At 70.9% G+C, this 16477-nt stretch carries 13 protein-coding genes and 1 pseudogene; 8 read left to right on the top strand and 6 right to left on the bottom strand.

What is annotated here, in order from left to right; genetic code table 11:
• Nucleotides 1-336: 336 nt before the first annotated feature.
• From QN357_RS11405 to QN357_RS11415, 3 genes and pseudogenes are all read right to left on the bottom strand, one after another.
• Nucleotides 337-729: pseudogene (locus tag QN357_RS11405) on the bottom strand (PadR family transcriptional regulator); the annotation flags it as partial.
• Complete coding sequence (locus QN357_RS11410; RefSeq protein WP_134446242.1) at nt 726-1628, bottom strand: DUF4097 family beta strand repeat-containing protein; 903 nt, start codon at nt 1626-1628, stop codon at nt 726-728. The pseudogene QN357_RS11405 and the gene QN357_RS11410, both read right to left, overlap by 4 nt.
• A gap of 154 nt (nt 1629-1782) precedes the next feature.
• Complete coding sequence (locus tag QN357_RS11415; RefSeq protein ID WP_323504909.1) at nt 1783-2625, bottom strand: CPBP family intramembrane glutamic endopeptidase; 843 nt, start codon at nt 2623-2625, stop codon at nt 1783-1785.
• A gap of 92 nt (nt 2626-2717) precedes the next feature.
• Here QN357_RS11415 and QN357_RS11420 point away from each other — a divergent pair, with 92 nt between their 5' ends.
• The gene (locus tag QN357_RS11420; RefSeq protein ID WP_322189161.1) at nt 2718-3518 is read left to right on the top strand and encodes a MerR family transcriptional regulator; all 801 of its coding nucleotides are present in this window, start codon (nt 2718-2720) and stop codon (nt 3516-3518) included.
• Here QN357_RS11420 and QN357_RS11425 read toward each other — a convergent pair.
• The gene (locus QN357_RS11425) at nt 3515-4138 is read right to left on the bottom strand and encodes a YczE/YyaS/YitT family protein (protein ID WP_134446245.1); all 624 of its coding nucleotides are present in this window, start codon (nt 4136-4138) and stop codon (nt 3515-3517) included. The two genes, QN357_RS11420 and QN357_RS11425, sit on opposite strands and share 4 nt — an antisense overlap.
• Before the next feature lie 63 nt (nt 4139-4201).
• Between QN357_RS11425 and QN357_RS11430 the strand changes: the two genes are divergently transcribed.
• The 3 genes from QN357_RS11430 to QN357_RS11440 all read left to right on the top strand — a co-directional run bounded on the left by QN357_RS11430 (nt 4202) and on the right by QN357_RS11440 (nt 10926).
• The gene (locus QN357_RS11430) at nt 4202-5716 is read left to right on the top strand and encodes a PLP-dependent aminotransferase family protein (RefSeq protein ID WP_322189163.1); all 1515 of its coding nucleotides are present in this window, start codon (nt 4202-4204) and stop codon (nt 5714-5716) included.
• Nucleotides 5717-5793: 77 nt separating this feature from the next.
• The gene (locus tag QN357_RS11435; RefSeq protein WP_322189165.1) at nt 5794-9189 is read left to right on the top strand and encodes an efflux RND transporter permease subunit; all 3396 of its coding nucleotides are present in this window, start codon (nt 5794-5796) and stop codon (nt 9187-9189) included.
• Between the two features lie 96 nt (nt 9190-9285).
• Nucleotides 9286-10926, top strand: a complete 1641-nt coding sequence (locus tag QN357_RS11440) for an NAD-dependent malic enzyme (protein ID WP_322189167.1) — start codon at nt 9286-9288, stop codon at nt 10924-10926.
• 47 nt (nt 10927-10973) lie between these two features.
• Here the strand turns inward: QN357_RS11440 and QN357_RS11445 are convergent, their stop codons facing one another.
• Nucleotides 10974-11684 carry a DUF4232 domain-containing protein gene (locus QN357_RS11445; protein ID WP_322189168.1) on the bottom strand — a complete coding sequence of 237 codons (711 nt, stop codon included), beginning with the start codon at nt 11682-11684 and terminating at the stop codon, nt 10974-10976.
• A gap of 150 nt (nt 11685-11834) precedes the next feature.
• Here QN357_RS11445 and QN357_RS11450 point away from each other — a divergent pair, with 150 nt between their 5' ends.
• The 4 genes from QN357_RS11450 (at nt 11835) to QN357_RS11465 (ending at nt 15309) form a co-directional block, all read left to right on the top strand.
• On the top strand, nt 11835-12329 hold the full coding sequence (locus QN357_RS11450) for an NUDIX domain-containing protein (RefSeq protein WP_322189170.1): 495 nt from the start codon (nt 11835-11837) through the stop codon (nt 12327-12329).
• Nucleotides 12330-12369: 40 nt separating this feature from the next.
• Entirely contained in the window at nt 12370-12984 is a 615-nt protein-coding gene (locus tag QN357_RS11455; RefSeq protein ID WP_370294943.1) for a Dps family protein, read from the top strand.
• Nucleotides 12985-13152: 168 nt separating this feature from the next.
• A complete protein-coding gene (locus tag QN357_RS11460) occupies nt 13153-14256 on the top strand; it encodes an acyl-CoA dehydrogenase family protein (protein ID WP_323504910.1) in 1104 nt (367 codons plus the stop codon).
• Nucleotides 14257-14370: 114 nt separating this feature from the next.
• Nucleotides 14371-15309 (top strand): 5'-3' exonuclease, encoded by a 939-nt coding sequence (locus QN357_RS11465; protein WP_322189900.1) that lies wholly within the window; start codon nt 14371-14373, stop codon nt 15307-15309.
• Nucleotides 15310-15405: 96 nt separating this feature from the next.
• On the opposite strand, the gene QN357_RS11470 is transcribed toward QN357_RS11465, so the two are convergent.
• Complete coding sequence (locus tag QN357_RS11470) at nt 15406-16422, bottom strand: ice-binding family protein (RefSeq protein ID WP_322189172.1); 1017 nt, start codon at nt 16420-16422, stop codon at nt 15406-15408.
• Between the last annotated feature and the right edge of the window lie 55 nt (nt 16423-16477).

Consider the following 16477-nt stretch of genomic DNA (forward strand, 5'->3'; position numbering starts at 1 on the left):
GGCGTGCACGGCCTGCTTGCGCAGGTCCGCGCGGAGTTGCTGGCGGAACTCGTTGAGCACGAGATCGGCCTCGTGCAGGGCGCGATTGGACTCGAGGCGACGGTCCGTCGAGGTGCCCGACGTGGTCCCGGCCGGCGGGGTCTGGCCGCCTGGAGCCGCCGAGCCCGCGCTCGCGCCGGCGGAACCGGCGGTATCCGCTGGGCCGTCCGCGCCCGGGTAGCTCGCACTGGCACTGGCACTGGCACTGGCATCGGCACCCGCGGCCGTGCCCGGAACGGCGGAACCGGTGGTGGGACTCGAACCCCCACGTGCCCGGCCGCCCGCTCCGAAGCCCGCGTCATCCCTGGCCCGCCTGGCGGCAGCTGCGAGATCGGTGCGCAGGCTCGTCATCGCCGCGGCGACCCCGGACCGGACCTCGTCCGCCAGCCGGCGCACCGAGTCGGTGACCTCGTCCTCGAGTGCGTCGAGGTCGCCCCCGCGCGCGAGGAGCTCGGCGCGTCCGGCGTCGGTGATCTCGTAGACGGTCTTGCGGCCGTCCGTCGACTTCGTGACGAGGCCCTCCTCCTCGAGCTTGGCCAGTCGCGGGTAGATCGTGCCCGCGCTCGGGATATACGTGCCGCCGAACCGGTCGCTGAGCGCCTGGATCAGCTCGTAACCGTGCCGCGGCTGCTCGGCGAGCAGGCTCAGCAGGTAGAGCCGCAGGCTGCCGTGGGCGAAGACGGGAGTCATGCCGAGGCCCCCGTTGCGGTGTCCGCCGGGGCCTCGCCCGGCGCTTCGAACCCGGCGGCTGCGCTCGGGGCGCTCGCCGGGGCATCCGCCGCCGCGGCCGGACGCCGGACGATCGAGATGTCACCGGAGACGGAGTTCGCGTGCAGTTCGAGCCAGCTGCCCGCGAGCACGCCCGTACTCGACTCGTAGCCCTTGCCGAGGGTGCCCTTCACGGTCTGGTCGTCGAGCTGGAGGACCCCCGAGATGGTGTTGAGGTGGTACTTGATCGGGAGGCCGGCCTCGACGCGTGCGGTGAGGTTGCCGCTCACGGTGTTCGTGTTGACGGTGTCCGGCGAGCCCTCGAGGTCGAGGAACACGTTGCTCGCGACGCCGTCGACGCTGAACCGGCGGATGCTGCCGCTCGCGGTGACATCGCCGGAAACGGTGTGCGTGGTGATGTCGCCGGAGTGGTTGCTGACCGAGATCTCGCCGTTGATCGCGTTGACTTCGATGTCGCCCGTGACGCCGTCGACGACGAGGTCACCGGAGACGGTGTTGAGCTTGAGGTCGCTGCGGAGGCCCGTGATGAGCGCGCCGGCCGAGACGACGCCGAGCTTGAGGGCGACGTCGCGCGGGACGGTGATGCTCACGTCCGCCCTGGCGCTGCCGCGGAAGGAGGCGAAGACCTCGATGAAGTTGTCCCAGCGCAGCTGCGGGTGGTCGACCTCGAGGGTGTCTCCGTCGAGGGAGATGCGGAGGTCCTTGCCGCTGACGCTGTGCACCTCGACGCGGGTGAACGGTTCGTCGTGGCCGATGATGTCGACCTTGCCGCCGATCAGCCCGACCTTGAGCCGGTTGACGAGTTCGACGTCGATCACCCGGGTCTGCCCGGGGGCGACCAGCCATTTTTCGAGTGCCATTGTGTGCTCCTTCTGTGGGCGTCCGTTGCGGACGCCGAAACTTTTTCGCGTTATATCGCGTCTGGTGTGATTCACGATATATCGCGTTTCGGCGGTGCGCAACCCCCGAGCACCTTTCCGGTCGCGGGCGCGGGCGCGCGCGGGCGGGTGCGCGTCAGTAGAGGAAGATCGGCAGCCAGGCCGGGGTGTGTGCGTGCACGATCACGAGGAAGACGACGAGGTCGAAGAGCAGGTGCACGACGATGACGTAGCCGAGTGACCTGGTCAGCGCGAAGGTGAAGCCCTGCAGGAGTGCGAAGGGGAAGGTGATCAGCGGGCCCCAGCTGCGGTAGCCGAGTTCCCAGAGGAACGAGGTGAAGATCACCGCCTGGAGCAGGTTCGCGAGCCAGTCCGGGAAGTGCCGACGCAGCAGGGCGAACACGGTGCAGATGAAGAAGAGCTCGTCCCAGATTCCGACGAAACCGACGCCAACGAAGAGCCGCCCGATCTCGTCCGGCGCGGTGACGGTCGGCCAGTTGTGAAAGGCGCCGGAGCGGATGAAATAGGTCGGCAGAATCGCATAGCCGAGCGCGATCGCGACGACGAGGTACCCGAGCGCTGCGGATGTCCAGGGTCGCCCGGTGCGGATCGGGAACCGGATCGCCCGCTCGCGGTAGAGGTAGCGCGAGACCAGGTACGGCAGGAGTACCGCGAGCGTGAGCACGGCCCCCGTCAGCGCCATGTTCGGGTAGTCGATGTTGGCCGCGAGCGAGATGGTGCTGATCAGGAGCAGGCCGAGGGCGATGAGGGCGAGGTCGCGGGCGAGCGGGCGGTCGATGACGAGGGCCGTCGCGAGGGCGAGTCCGAGAAGCAGGTAGCCCGCGGGGATCGAGACCGGCGTGTGCAGTCCGAAGAGCAGCACCGCGGACGCAGAGACCAGGGCCGCGGGCACGAGCCGGAGTGCCAGGCGCGCGCGGGGCCGCGCCGCGGCATCCGTTGCCTCGGTCGTGTCGTGCATGCCACATGGTACCGAATCGGATTCGGGAGCCCGCTTGACCTTGACGCAACGTCAAGAATTATCGTGGAGAACACAACGGACGGGGAGTGGACATGGACTGGTCGATCCAGGAGATCGCGCGGCTCGCGTCGACGACGAGCCGCACGCTGCGGCACTACGGTGACCTCGGGTTGCTCCCGCCGAGTCGGATCGGCGCCAACGGCTACCGCTACTACGACGCGGCGGCGCTCGTGCGCCTGCAGCGCATCCTGATGCTGCGCGCCCTCGGGCTCGGGCTGCCCGCCATTCGCGAGGTGCTCGACCACGAAACGGATGCCGCCCGCGCCCTCGGCGCGCACCTCGCCTGGCTGCGCGGCGAGCGTGACCGCCTCGATCGCCAGATCGGCTCGGTCGAGGACACCATCACCACCCTGAACAGAAAGGAACAACTCATGGCAGAGAACATGTTCGACGGATTCGATCCCACGGAACACAGGGAGGAGGTCGAACAGCGCTGGGGAGCCGCGGCCTGGGCGAGCGGCGACGCCTGGTGGCGCGAGATGAGCGCCGCGGAGAAGGTGGCGTGGCAGGAGCGGCAGGCGCAGCTCCTCGCGGACTGGCGCGCGGCGGCCGCCGGAGTCTCCGGTGCCTCCGGAGCCTCCGGAGCATCGGGCCGGCTCGACCCGGCGGGAGCCGAGGCCCAGGCCCTCGCGCAGCGGCAGTTCGACTGGTTGCGGGCCATCCCGGGCACCCCCGGCGGAGGGCCGGGCGGCGCGGGACCCTCGAAGGAGTACTTCACGGGCCTCGGCGAGATGTATGTCTCCGACGAGCGCTTCGCCGCGAACTACGGCGGCCCTGCCGGGGCGGCCTTCGTCCGCGCGGCCCTCCTGGCCTACGCCGACCGCAACCTCTAGCGCGCGTCGGCCAGGGTCGAAGCGGGCGAGGGCGTCCGAGGCGCGGGGAGCGGCAGCGCGAGGCGGGGGATGGTCCACTGGCAGAGCGGGCCGACGAGCGCCGCGAACAGCACGGTCCCGATGCCGACGTTGCCGCCGAGCACCCAGCCGAGCGCGAGCACGGTGCCCTCGATGCCGGTGCGCACGATCCAGATCGGCCAGCCGGTGCGCCGGTGCAGGCCGGTCATCAGGCCGTCGCGGGGTCCGGGGCCGAGGTGCGCCCCGATGTAGAGGCCGGTCGCGACGGCGAGCAGCAGCACGCCTGCCGCGAAGAGCAGCGCGCGCAGCCACAGGTCGAGGCCGGCGGGCACCAGCCAGAGGCCGACATCCACCGACGGGCCGACGAGGAGCGCGTTGATCACGGTGCCGACGCCCGGCTTCTGGCGCAGCGGGATCCAGAACAGCAGCACGACGCCGCTCAGGATGACGGTCAGCAGGCCGAACCCGAGGTGGGTGTGGCCGTCGATGCCCTGGGTGAGCACGTCCCAGGGAGCGACGCCGATCGCGCCGCGCACCATCAGCGCGATCGCGATGCCGTACAGGAAGAGGCCAATAAGCAGCTGAATGAGACGACGGGTCATGGAAACCAATCCAATTGCACGAGTGGACTGTTATCAAGTAGCCAATCTGTCTAGAGTGGCCTCATGTCGGACACCCAGCTCAGCGCCCGTGCCCTCGAGTCGAAGCTCGGCGAGTGGCGCACCGGCGGGAGTGCCTACCGGGGGCTCGCCGATCGCATCCGCTTGCTCGCCCTCGACGGCCGCCTGACCGCCGGCACCCGCCTGCCCGCCGAACGCGAGTTGGGCGTGCGCCTCGGGCTGAGCCGCACGACTGTGACGGCCGCCTACCGCGAGCTGCGCGCCGCGGGGCTGCTCTCGAGCGTGCGCGGTTCGGGCAGCGTGGTGCGGCTGCCGGGCTCCGGCGCGGCGGCCGGCCCTGGCTCAGGGAGCGCGTCGGGCGACAGCGGCGTCCTCGATCTCAGCAAGGCGACGATGTCGGCCCTCGGCGGGCTGGCGGATGTCGCCGCGCGGGCAGCAGAGGACCTCTCGCGTCACCTGAACGGTCCGGGCTTCGATCCGGTCGGCATCCCGGAGTTGCGCGCCGCGATCGCCGAACGCTACCGGGAGCGGGGGCTCCCGACCGACCCGGACCAGATCATGGTGACGATCGGAGCCCAGCACGCGATCTCGCTGCTCGCCCGGGTGTTCGTCAGCCGCGGCGACCGGGTGCTGATCGAACAGCCGAGCTACCCGCACGCGGTTGAGGCGCTCAGCGCGGCCGGGGCGCGGTTCGTGCCGGTGAGCGTGACGGCGCGCGTGGGCGACGGCTCGTCCGGCTGGGACGAGCCCGCCCTGCTCCAGGCCCTCCGGGGCAGCAATCCCGTGCTCGGCTACCTGATGCCCGACTTCCACAACCCGACCGGGCAGACGATGCCCACCGAGCAACGGACCCGCGTCATCGAGGCCGCCGCCCGGCAGGGCACGGTCCTCATCGCGGACGAGACCATGGGAGAGCTCAGCATCGACCGGACCGACGATTTCATGCCGTTCGCGGCATACGCGCAGGGCGAGCCGGGAAATGCAGGAATGAACGGCTATGGAAGCGGGTCTGGCGCCGGCGTCCCCGCCACGGTCGTCACGGTCGGCTCGGTGGGCAAGACCATCTGGGGCGGCCTGCGCATCGGTTGGATCAGGGCGGAGCCCGCGCTGATCCGCCGGCTGGTTGCCGCGCGCACGGCAACGGACATGGGCACGCCGATCCTCGAGCAACTCATCGTCACCCGGATGCTCCCGGAGATGCCGGCGATTCTCGAGCGCCGCAGCCGCGAGCTCCGGGCCGGGCGCGACCACCTCGAGGCGCTCCTCGCCGAGCGCTTCCCCGAGTGGACCGTGCCGCACGTCGACGGCGGCCTCACGGCGTGGGTCAACCTCGGGCGACCCGTGAGCTCCCAGCTCGCGCTCGCCGCGCGCAACCACGGCCTTCTCGTGCCGGCCGGTCCCCGCTTCGGCGTCGACGGCGCCTTCGAGCGCTTCCTGCGGGTCCCGTTCTGCCACGGGGCGTTCGAGATGGAATGCGCTGTGGACGCACTGGGCCTGGCCTGGGGGACGCTGCTGCGGCATCCGCTGCCCGACACCGGGTACCTCGCCGACGTCGTCTGACTCCGAGGCGCCATTCCGCGCCGAACCGGGGGTGCGAAACGCAACACGGGCGTCACACGGCGATGCGATACTGAGCCATGCATTTTCTCGCCGTGCTGAGCATGAAGAACAGGGCCCTGATCGCCCTGATCACGATCGTCGCCGCCATCTTCGGCAGCCTCGCCCTCACGAGCCTCAAGCAGGAACTCATCCCCTCCCTGCAGCTGCCGCAGTTGCTCGTCTCCACGAGCTACCCCGGCGCCTCGCCCGAGGTCGTCAACGACGACGTCTCGACGCCGATCGAGACCGCCATCCAGGGCATCGCGGGCCTCGAATCCACCTCGACGACGAGCAGCACGAACTCCTCGCTCGTGAGCGCGACGTTCACGTACGGCACAGACCTCGTCAAGGCAGAATCCCGCATCAGCCAGGCGATCAACCGCATCAAGACCCGGCTGCCCGACAACCTCGACCCGCAGGTGATCAGCGGCAGCATCGACGACTTCCCGGTCATCTCCCTCGCTGTCTCCGGCGGCGACCAGGCCACCCTCGCCGACGACCTCAAGCGCAGCGTGCTCGGCGACATCCGTGACGTGTCCGGGGTGCGCGAGGCCGCGCTCGTCGGCGATGTCGGCCGCCGGGTGACCATCACAGCGGATGCCGCGGCCCTGGCCGCCCGCGGCCTCAGCACGCAGGCCATCCGTTCGGCCCTGCAGCAGAACGGCGCGCTCATCCCCGCCGGCTCGCTCACCGAGGGCGACAAGACCCTGTCGGTCCAGGCCGGCGGCAAGCTCACCTCCGCCGCGGACATCGCCGCCCTGCCCCTGCTCGCGACCGGCGCCGGCACCGCCCCTGGCGCCGCTCCGGCCACCCCGCCCACGATCGGCGACGTCGCCACCGTCGTGCTCGGTGAGAACCCCGTCGCGAGCATCTCCCGCGTCAACGGCCAGCCGGCCCTCACGATCGCGGTCACGAAGGTGCCCGCCGCCAACACGGTCGACGTATCGACGGCCGTGCGCGCGATCCTGCCGAGGCTTCAGGATGCCGTCCCCGGCACGACCTTCACCGTCGTCTTCGACCAGGCCCCGTTCATCCAGGAGTCGATCAACTCGCTCACCCAGGAGGGCATCCTCGGGCTCGTCTTCGCCGTGCTCGTGATCCTCGTCTTCCTGCTCTCGGTGCGTGCCACGCTCGTCACGGCGATCTCGATCCCGACCTCCGTGCTGATCACCTTCATCGGCCTGCAGGGCGTCGGGTACTCGCTCAACATCCTCACGCTCGGCGCGCTGACCATCGCGATCGGCCGTGTCGTGGACGACTCGATCGTCGTGATCGAGAACATCAAGCGCCACCTCGTGCCCGGGGTGGACCGTTCCGAGACCATCGTCGCGGCCGTGCGCGAGGTCGCCGGCGCGATCACCGCGTCGACGATCACGACCGTCACGGTCTTCCTGCCGATCGCCTTCGTCGGCGGGTCCACCGGCGAACTCTTCCGCCCCTTCGCCCTCACCGTCACGATCGCGCTGCTCGCCTCCCTGCTCGTCTCGCTCACGATCGTGCCCGTACTCGCCTACTGGTTCCTGCGCGCCCCGAGCCCGAGGCCCGCCAGGCCCGCGAAGCCTGCCAAGGCGCCGAATTCTGCTCAGCCGGGTAAGGCTCCCGAGACCGCCCCGGTCCTCGTGACAACGGATGCCGCCGCGTTCGCGGTCGCCGACCCGACCGGCCCCGGCGCGCTCGCGGCCGAGTCCGCGCAAACAACGACCGTCGCCGACGCGGCCGCGGACCACCTTGGCGGGTCCGCACCCGCGGCGACCCCCGCTACCCCTACCGCTGCGGCCGCCGCGTCCCGGCGGACCCGGCGCGCGGCATCCGCCCCCGCGGACGCGATCGTCGAGGAGCCGAGCCGCCTGCAGACCGGGTACCTGCCGATCATCCGCTGGACGCTCCGGCACGCCGTCGCCACCCTGCTGCTCTCCGTGCTCGTACTCGGCGGAACGGTCGCGATCATCCCGTTCATGAAGGTCAACTTCCTCGGCTCGACCGGCCAGACCACGTTCCGGGTCGCCCAGGCTCTCCCGGTCGGCACGAGCCTCGCCGCCCAGGACACCGCCTCGACGACGGTCGAATCGGCCGTGCGCGGCACGCCGGGCGTGAAGATCGTCCAGGTGTCGATCGGCGGCGGCAGCGCCCTCGCCGCGTTCGCCGGGGGAGCGCCGACCACGAGCACCGTGACCTACTCGATCACGACCGACGGTGTGGCCAAGCCCGACGCCGTGCAGGACGCCGTCCGCGGCAAGCTCGCCGCACTCACCGGCGTCGGCGACTTCTCGGTCACGGCCGGCGGCGGCTTCGGCGGCACCTCGGACATCGCCGTCGACATCACCGCGGCCAACGGCGCCGACCTGCAGACAGCGAGCGACAGCATCCTCGCCGCCGTGAAGAAGCTCGACGCGATCAAGGAGAGCTCGAGCAACCTCGCCGCCTCCCGGCCCTACCTCGCCGTGACGATCGACCGCACGAAGGCCGCCTCCGCCGGCCTGAGCGAGCTCGCGCTCGGCACCCTCGTCTCCCAGGCGATGCAGCCGAGCGTCGTCGGGTCGATCGTGATCAACGAGGCGAACCTGTCCGTGTATCTCACCGGGGCCAGCTCGCCGGCCACGACGGCCGAGCTCGCCGCCCTGCCGATCCCGACCCTCGCCGGGCCGGTCGCGCTCAGCACCCTCGCGACCGTCGCACAGGTCGACGGCCCGGCCACCCTCACGACGACGAAGGGCCTGCGCACCGCGACGGTCTCGGCGACGCCGAACAACAACGACCTCGGCACCGCCAACGCCCAGATGGCGACCGTGCTCGCCGACACGACCCTGCCGACCGGCGCGACCGCGACCCTCGGCGGTGTCACGAAGGACCAGACCGACGCATTCCAGCAGCTCGGCATCGCGCTGCTCGCCGCGATCCTGATCGTCTACATCGTGATGGTCGCGACGTTCCGGTCGCTGCTGCAGCCGCTGCTGCTGCTCGTGTCCATCCCGTTCGCGGCGACGGGGGCCATCGCGCTGCAGGTGATCACCGGCATCCCCCTCGGAGTGCCCTCGCTGATCGGCGTGCTGATGCTGATCGGGATCGTCGTGACGAACGCGATCGTGCTGATCGACCTCGTCAACCAGTACCGGCGACGGGGGCTCGACGTGCGCGAGGCGCTCGTCAACGGGGCCTCCCGGCGGCTGCGCCCGATCCTGATGACCGCCCTCGCCACGATCTTCGCCCTGCTCCCGATGGCGGTCGGCCTCACCGGCACCGGCGGGTTCATCTCCCAGCCGCTCGCCCTGGTCGTGATCGGCGGCCTGGTCTCCTCGACCCTGCTCACCCTCATCGTGCTCCCGGTGCTGTACTTCCTCGTCGAGGGCGGCAGGGAGCGCAGGGCTGTCCGTCGCGAGGAGAAGAATGCGGCGCGCGCCGACTCGGCGGCCGATGCAGGGACGAACCTCGGGTAAACGCGGGGTTAAACTGGGTGAAGCGGGGTAGGCAGCAGCCTCAGGCCCGGCACACCGGTCACACCGTCGCGGCCTCCAACTCGCGAGAGGCACTTCATGACCGGGCGTTCCCTGCTCTCCGACCCGTACCGCAACAAGGGCACCGCGTTCACCCGGGCCGAGCGGATGCGCGGCGGCATCACCGGGCAGCTGCCGCACGTCGTGCAGACCATCGAGCAGCAATCGGGTCAGCTCTACCGGCGGTTCCTGGCCCGGCCGAACGACCTCGAGAAGCGCCTGTTCCTGATGGACGTCTGCGCGCGCAACCGCCGGCTGTTCTACTATGCGATGTCCCGGCACCTCGTCGAATTCCTGCCGATCGTGTACGCGCCGACCGTCGCCCAGGCGATCCAGCAGTACAGCGACTGCTACGCGGGCAGCGATGTCGCCTACATCTCCGCACTCGATCCCGAGAGCATCGGGGAGGCGCTCCAGATCTACGCCAACGGCCGGGACATCCGCCTGATCGTCGCGACCGACGGCGAGGGAATCCTCGGCATCGGCGACTGGGGCGTCAACGGGGCCGAGATCCTCACCGGCAAGGTCGCCGTCTACACCGCGGCAGCGGGCATCGACCCCGCCCAGATCCTGCCGGTGTTCATCGACGTAGGCACCGACAATGCCGGGCTGCTCGACGACTCGCGGTACCTCGGGAATCGGTTTCCGCGCATCCGTGGCGCCGACTACGACCGGTTCATCGACGACTTCGTTCAGACGGCGCTCGGGCTGTTCCCGGGCGCGCTGCTGCACTGGGAGGACTTCGGCCGCGCGACGGCGGCGCCGATCCTCGAGCGGTATCGCGACAGCATCTGCACCCTCAACGACGACATCCAGGGAACCGGCGTCACGATCCTCGCCGCCCTGAACACGAGCATCCTGATCTCCGGGTTGACCCTGGGCGACCAGCGCGTGTTGATCTTCGGCGCGGGGACCGCCGGGATCGGCATCGCCGACCAGATCGTCGACGAGCTCGTCGTGACCGGGGGACAGTCCCTCGCCGAGGCCGAGGCCCGGATCTACCTGATGGACCGGCAGGGGCTCATCGTCGACACCCTGCCCGACCTCACCGCCGGCCAGCGCCGGTACGCCCGGCCCGCACGGGAACTGGCCGGCGATGCGTTCGCGCCCGCGCTCGCCGACCCGTGCTCGCTGCACAGCGTGATCGCCGCCGTGCACCCGACCGCGCTCATCGGCACCTCGACCCAGTTCGGCGCCTTCACCGAGGCTGCCGTGCGTGAGATGGCCGCCCACGTCGAACGCCCGCTGATCTGCCCGATCTCCAACCCGGCCGAGCTCGCCGAGGCGACCGCGGCCGACGTAATCGAGTGGACGGCCGGCGCGGCCCTCGTGAGCACCGGCTGCCCGTCAGCCCCCGTGCGGTTCGACGGGGTCGACTACGAGATCGGCCAGGGCAACAACGCGCTCATGTATCCGGGGATCTGCTTCGGAGCGATCGTCGCCCGGGCGACCGTGCTGAACCGGGCCATGCTCCTCGCCGCCGCCCACGCGATCGCCGGCATGGTCGACGTGACCCGGCCCGGCGCGGCCGTGCTGCCCTCGTTCCGGGACCTGCCCGAGGTGTCGCGCCGCGTCGCCGTCGCCGTGGTCACCCAAGCGGTGCGCGACGGCGTCAACGGCGTCGCCATCGCCGACCCAGAGGCCGCGGTCGCCGCCGCGACCTGGCGCCCCGGCTACTAGCCGATCCCGCTCGGACCGGCTGCCAACGGGGCCGGCCCGGTTTGTGACTAGTAGACGAGAGAAGCCGGGGCGAACGGACCGACCTTCACGAGGCCGATGAGCGGGTCGTCGCAACCCTGGATCGGATTGGGCGTCGTCACCCGGCGAGGGACATCCGTGCCGGGCGGTGTCACGTCGAGCTCGGTGACGGCCACGAGCGTGCAGGTGTATGCGCCCGCCTGATTCAGGTGCAGCAGGCTGTAGGCGGATGCCCCGGGAGCGAGTTCGACGGCAGCCTCCGTCACCGTCGGGTAGCGTTCGTGTGCCGCGGCCGGGCCGAGCAGTGCCCCGGTGACCGCATTCACCAGCCGGACACCGGGGTACCCCTGCACGGTGCAGGCCTGGGATCCGGTGTTGGTCAAAGTGAGGTCCCAGTAGAAGCTGCTCATCCCGCTGTCCATCGGCCGCGAGGCCAGGGTGGCGCCGAGCGCGCCGGCGGAGCAGGCTGCGGGAACGTCATCGCCGGGCGTGGGCGTGGGGACCGCTGTGGGTGATCCGGAGGGGGTGCCGGTCGGGGCACCTGTCGCCGTTGGGACGGCCGAGGCCGAGGCCGAGGCCGATGCCGATGCCGTCGCACTGGCCGTCGGCGACGGTGCCGCCGTCCCGCACGCGGAGAGCGTTGTGCAGAGCAGTGCCGCTGCGCCGAGCGCCGCCGCCATTCGGCGCCCGGTGCCGCGCGAAGTCCCCCGCCGCGCTCCCTCGACCCGTGATCCGGTCATGTCGCCCCCCTGTCGCGGTCCGTCTGAGAGGCCGCGTCACCAGTCTCGCACCCGGCTTGTGCGGTGAGTTCGAGCGCGAGGGGGGTTGCGCATCCCGGCAACCGGTGCCGCGGTGGCCAACTCAGGAGATCCGCTGGCTAGGCTCGAAGGATGGCCACCCCCGATTTCATCCTCAAACTGCGCAAGCGCATCGGACACGCCCCGCTCTGGCTCATCGGCGTCACCGCGGTCGTCGTGCGCGGCGACGAAGCGCTCCTCGTCCGCCGCGCCGACAACGGCAACTGGTCGAACGTCGCCGGCGTCGTCGACCCCGGTGAAGAACCCGCGGATGCCGCGGCCCGCGAAATCCTCGAGGAGTCCGGCATCGTCGCCGAGGTCGACGCTCTCGTCGGTGTCTTCGCCCGCGAGCCCCTCCAATACGCCAACGGCGATCACGCCCAATATCTCGACGTGCTCTTCCGCTGCCGGTGGGTGAGCGGTGAGCCGCACCCGGCCGACGGCGAGAATACGGCGGCGGCCTGGTGGCCGCTCGACGCGCTCCCGCCCCTGCCGGGCACGCACGACGAGCGGCTTCAGCTCGCCGTCGACCAGTCCGGGCCCGCGCTCTTCCGCCGCCGCGACACCCCGGCCGACACCCAGGCCTAGCGCCGGTCGAGGCACACCCGAACAGGGGCATCCGCTCGACCTGACACGGCGGCGACACCCCTGCTATCGTGCTGTTCGAAACGAGCGGGACCCTCGCCCGGCATCCGTCGGAGCCGACGTCCCGCGTGAGAGGGGCACACCCATGAAGGCATCGGCTGAACTCGGCGGCAACCTCCAGTCCGTCCTCGTCGACCTGATCGAACTCCACGTTCAGGGCAAGCAGGCGCACTGGAGTGTCGTCGGCCACAACTTCCGCGACCTGCACCTGCAGCTCGACGAGATCATCGACGATGCACGCATCTTCTCCGACGAGCTGGCCGAGCGGATGCGCGCACTCGACGCCCTCCCCGACGGACGCACCGAGACGGTCGCCAAGGACACCCACCTGCCGAAGTTCCCGGCGGGCGAGGTCGACACCGCGGAAACCGTCGTCATGATCACGGAACGGCTCGACGCGACGGTCAAGAACATCCGCAAGGTGCACGACGCCGTTGACGAAGAGGACCCGACAAGCGCCGATATCCTGCACGGCTTCATCGAGAAGCTCGAGCAGTACGCCTGGATGGTCAGCGCCGAGAACCGCCTGCCGCGGAAGGCGACCGCCAAGTCGCCGACCCGCCCCTCCGGCCGGGCCCTCACAGACATCACCGACTGATCCAGGGGCCGGACGGGCACGCTCGGATCCGAACGCGGGTCCGGCGGCGAGGGTGAAACGACGAACACAGCGGAACCGGGGATGCGGCACAGTGGGCTCGGCGAGAGGAGGACGCCGAAACAGTGCACGCGGGTCAAGAATGACAAGCGAAAGAAGGCGAGGCCGCAGATGAACCAGCGGAACTTCGACAGTGAGAGTGCCCCGGTCTGGCTCGGTGCGCCCGGTGATCGCGAGTCGAGTGAGCAACTCCGGGTGGTCGCCGACGAGGCCCTCCTCGTGACCGGCGACACCGGGCGGGCGCTCCGCCTCGCAACGCACCTCGGTTCCCGTCTTCCGGCCATCGGGGAGGGCAATACCCGGCACCTCTTCGAGATGCTCGCGACGGTCTCGGCGGCCGACCTGTCGGCGGCGCGCGTCACCGACGGTCATCTCGCCGCCCTCTCGGTCCTGGGCCAGGCATCCGTCGAACCGGCGCAGCTGCCCGGCGGTGAGACGGGCCGGACCCGCAGCTGGGGTGTCTTCGCGGCCGAAGCGCGCGGCACCCGCCTCGACGCGACCGAGTCGGAGCAGGGCTGGCGACTCGACGGGCTCAAGCCGTGGTGCTCGCTCGCGGGCTCGCTGAGCAATGCCCTCGTCACGGCGCACACCTCGAGTGATGCGCTGCGGCTCTTCGCGGTCGACCTCGCCGCGCCGGGCATCACCGTGCTCGAGGACACCTGGGTCGGCAGGGGACTGCCCTCGATCACGAGCGGTCCCGTTGACTTCCGCGGCGTGCCCGCGGTCGCGATCCGCGAGGACGACTGGTATTTCAACCGGCCGGGCTACGCCTGGGGCGGGATCGGCGTCGCCGCGTGCTGGTTCGGCGGCGCGGTCGGGATCGCCCGTCGGGTATTCCGCGGCGCGCAGGACTGGCCGGCGGACCAGATCGCACTCGCGCACCTCGGTGCGATCGACGTGACCCTGAGCGCGTGCGGAGGCGTCCTCGCGGCAACGGCAGCGTCGATCGACGACGGCACCGCGACCGGACAGGCCGGGGCGCTCCTCGCGGCGAGGGTGCGGGGTCTCGTCGCGCGCTCGGTCGAGGAGGTCATCGCACGGGCCGGGCATGCGCTCGGCCCCTGGCCGCTCGCCTTCGAGGCCCGTCACTCGCAGCGGGTCGCCGACCTCGAGCTCTACGTGCGCCAGCACCACGCCGAACGCGACGAGGCCGCGCTCGGCGCCCTGCTCCTCGACGGCGGCCCGGTTCCCGGCGGCGGCCCCTCGCCCTGGTGAGCGGGGGCGTTTCGGCCGGCACAACAGCCCGCCACGACAGGGATCCCGCCCCGGTGGACGCACGGGGGTCCGATATGTCAGGATTCCGCCGTGACCACTCCACCGGAGCGCCGGATGCTGCTCGACACCGCTGCCCTGTACTTCCGCGCCTTCTACGGGGTGCCCGACACCGTGCGCGCGCCGAACGGCCAGCCGGTCAACGCCGTGCGCGGGCTGCTCGACATCATCACCCGGCTCGTCACCGAGTTCCCGCCTACTGAGATCGTGGCCTGCTGGGACGACGACTGGCGGCCGCAGTGGCGCGTCGACCTGATCCCGACCTACAAGACCCACCGGGTCGCCGCGGCTGTCGAGTCTCCCGCAGCGGATGCCCCCACCGCGACCGAGGACGTCCCCGACCTCCTCAGCGCGCAGGTTCCGATCATCCGCGAGCTGCTCGCCGCGCTCGGAATCCCGGTGATCGGCGCCCCGCGGCACGAAGCAGACGACGTGATCGGCACCCTCGCCTCGCACGCGGACGTGCCCGTCGATGTCATCACCGGCGACCGCGACCTCTTCCAGCTCGTCGACGACTCCCGCGACGTGCGGGTGATCTACACCGGACGCGGCATGGCCAGGCTGGAGACGCTCACCGATGCCGCGCTGCTTGCCAAGACCGGGGTCACCCCGGCGCAGTACGCCGACTTCGCGGCCCTCCGCGGCGACGCCTCCGACGGACTTCCCGGGGTCGCCGGGGTGGGTGAGAAGACCGCGGCTACGTTGCTTGCCGATTTCGGCGACCTCGACGGGATCGTCGCAGCGGCCGCCGATCCGGCCTCGGCGCTGGCAGCGGGTGTGCGCGGCAAGATCATCGCCGCCGCCGACTACCTCACGGTCGCCCCGACCGTCGTCAACGTCGTGCGCGACCTGAAGCTCCCGGCATTCGACGCCCGGATCCGCCCGAGCACCCCGGAGCAGGATGCCGAGCTCGACCGTCTCTCCGCCGAATGGGGCCTCACGACCGCGATGAAGCGCGTGCGAACCGCCCTGTTCGCTCTCACCGAGCTGCGATGAGCGGCACTCCCCGATACGCAGGCCAGAATCGGATGCCGGTGTAACCGCTGCCCAGTCTGGCGGAAGGGCCGCGTGCCGTTGGGCGCGATGTTGCGGTCAGCGGAGTCGGCGCGCTCGCCGTGAACGCCCGGCCAGTATGAGCACGAGTCCGACGCCGAGCAGCGCGCCGGTTCCGATCAGAGCGGGGGCGATGTTGATTCCGGTCGCGGCAAGCTCCGTGACGGGCCCGGTCGTGCTGGACGGAGTCGTGGCCGAGGGTGTCGGCGTGGCCGTGGCGGCCACGTCTGCTGCGGCCTGGGCGGCGGCGGCCTGCGCCGCTGCGGCGGCCGCCGCGGTCTGCGCCGCCGTCGGCGTGCTCGCGACGATCGCGGTCCGCGCCGCGCAGTCGCTGGGCCGGGTGATCACGTTGGAATCCAGGGTGACTGCGCCGGTGCTCGCGAGAAGTCGGCCTGCGACCGTGGCGCCGGTCTCGGCGGTGATCGACGTCTGGGCGAGAATCGTGCCGGCGAAGACGGATCCGCTGCCGAGCGTCGCCGAGCTGCCGACCTGCCAGAAAACGTTGCACGCGTTCGCGCCGCCGGAGAAGGCGACGGTGCTCGATGACGCAGTGATCAGCGTGCTCGCGGCCTGGAAGATGAAGACCGAGCTTGCACTTCCGGCCAGGGTGACTGTGCCGCTGAGGGAGAGCGCGCCGCCGGCGTAGACGCCGGGGGCGAGGGTCTGGCCGGCGAGGTCGATGAGGTTGGAGACGTCGGGCACCCGACTGGCCGCATCGTTGAAGGCAGTGGTCAGGTCGGCCTGGGCGAGCTCGGACTGGGCGTCGGTGGCGTGGACCACGCCGTTGTCGATCGTGACAGGGGCGATCCCCGTGACGGAGGTTCCCGGGCTGAGGCCGAGGTCACCGTTCGTGATCGTGGTCGCGCCCGTGTTGGTGACCGTCGTGTGTCCGAGCACTCCGAAGCTGTCCAGGGAGCCGAGGCCGATGACGGCCTGGACCGAGCCGGCAGCGTGCGCTGCCCCGGCCCCGCCGACCGCGAGCAGAAGGCCGAGGGTGAAGGCGGCACCCGTCACGAGCACCCGCCGGGGAGATGATTTCAGGTTATGCAAATACATGGGGGCCCCCAGGAAAAGGAAGCCACTGCCCTATCCTGCTGTGCAGGTGCGCGGG

This window comes from Cryobacterium sp. RTC2.1 (genome assembly GCF_035018685.1).
GTDB lineage: Bacteria > Actinomycetota > Actinomycetes > Actinomycetales > Microbacteriaceae > Cryobacterium > Cryobacterium glucosi.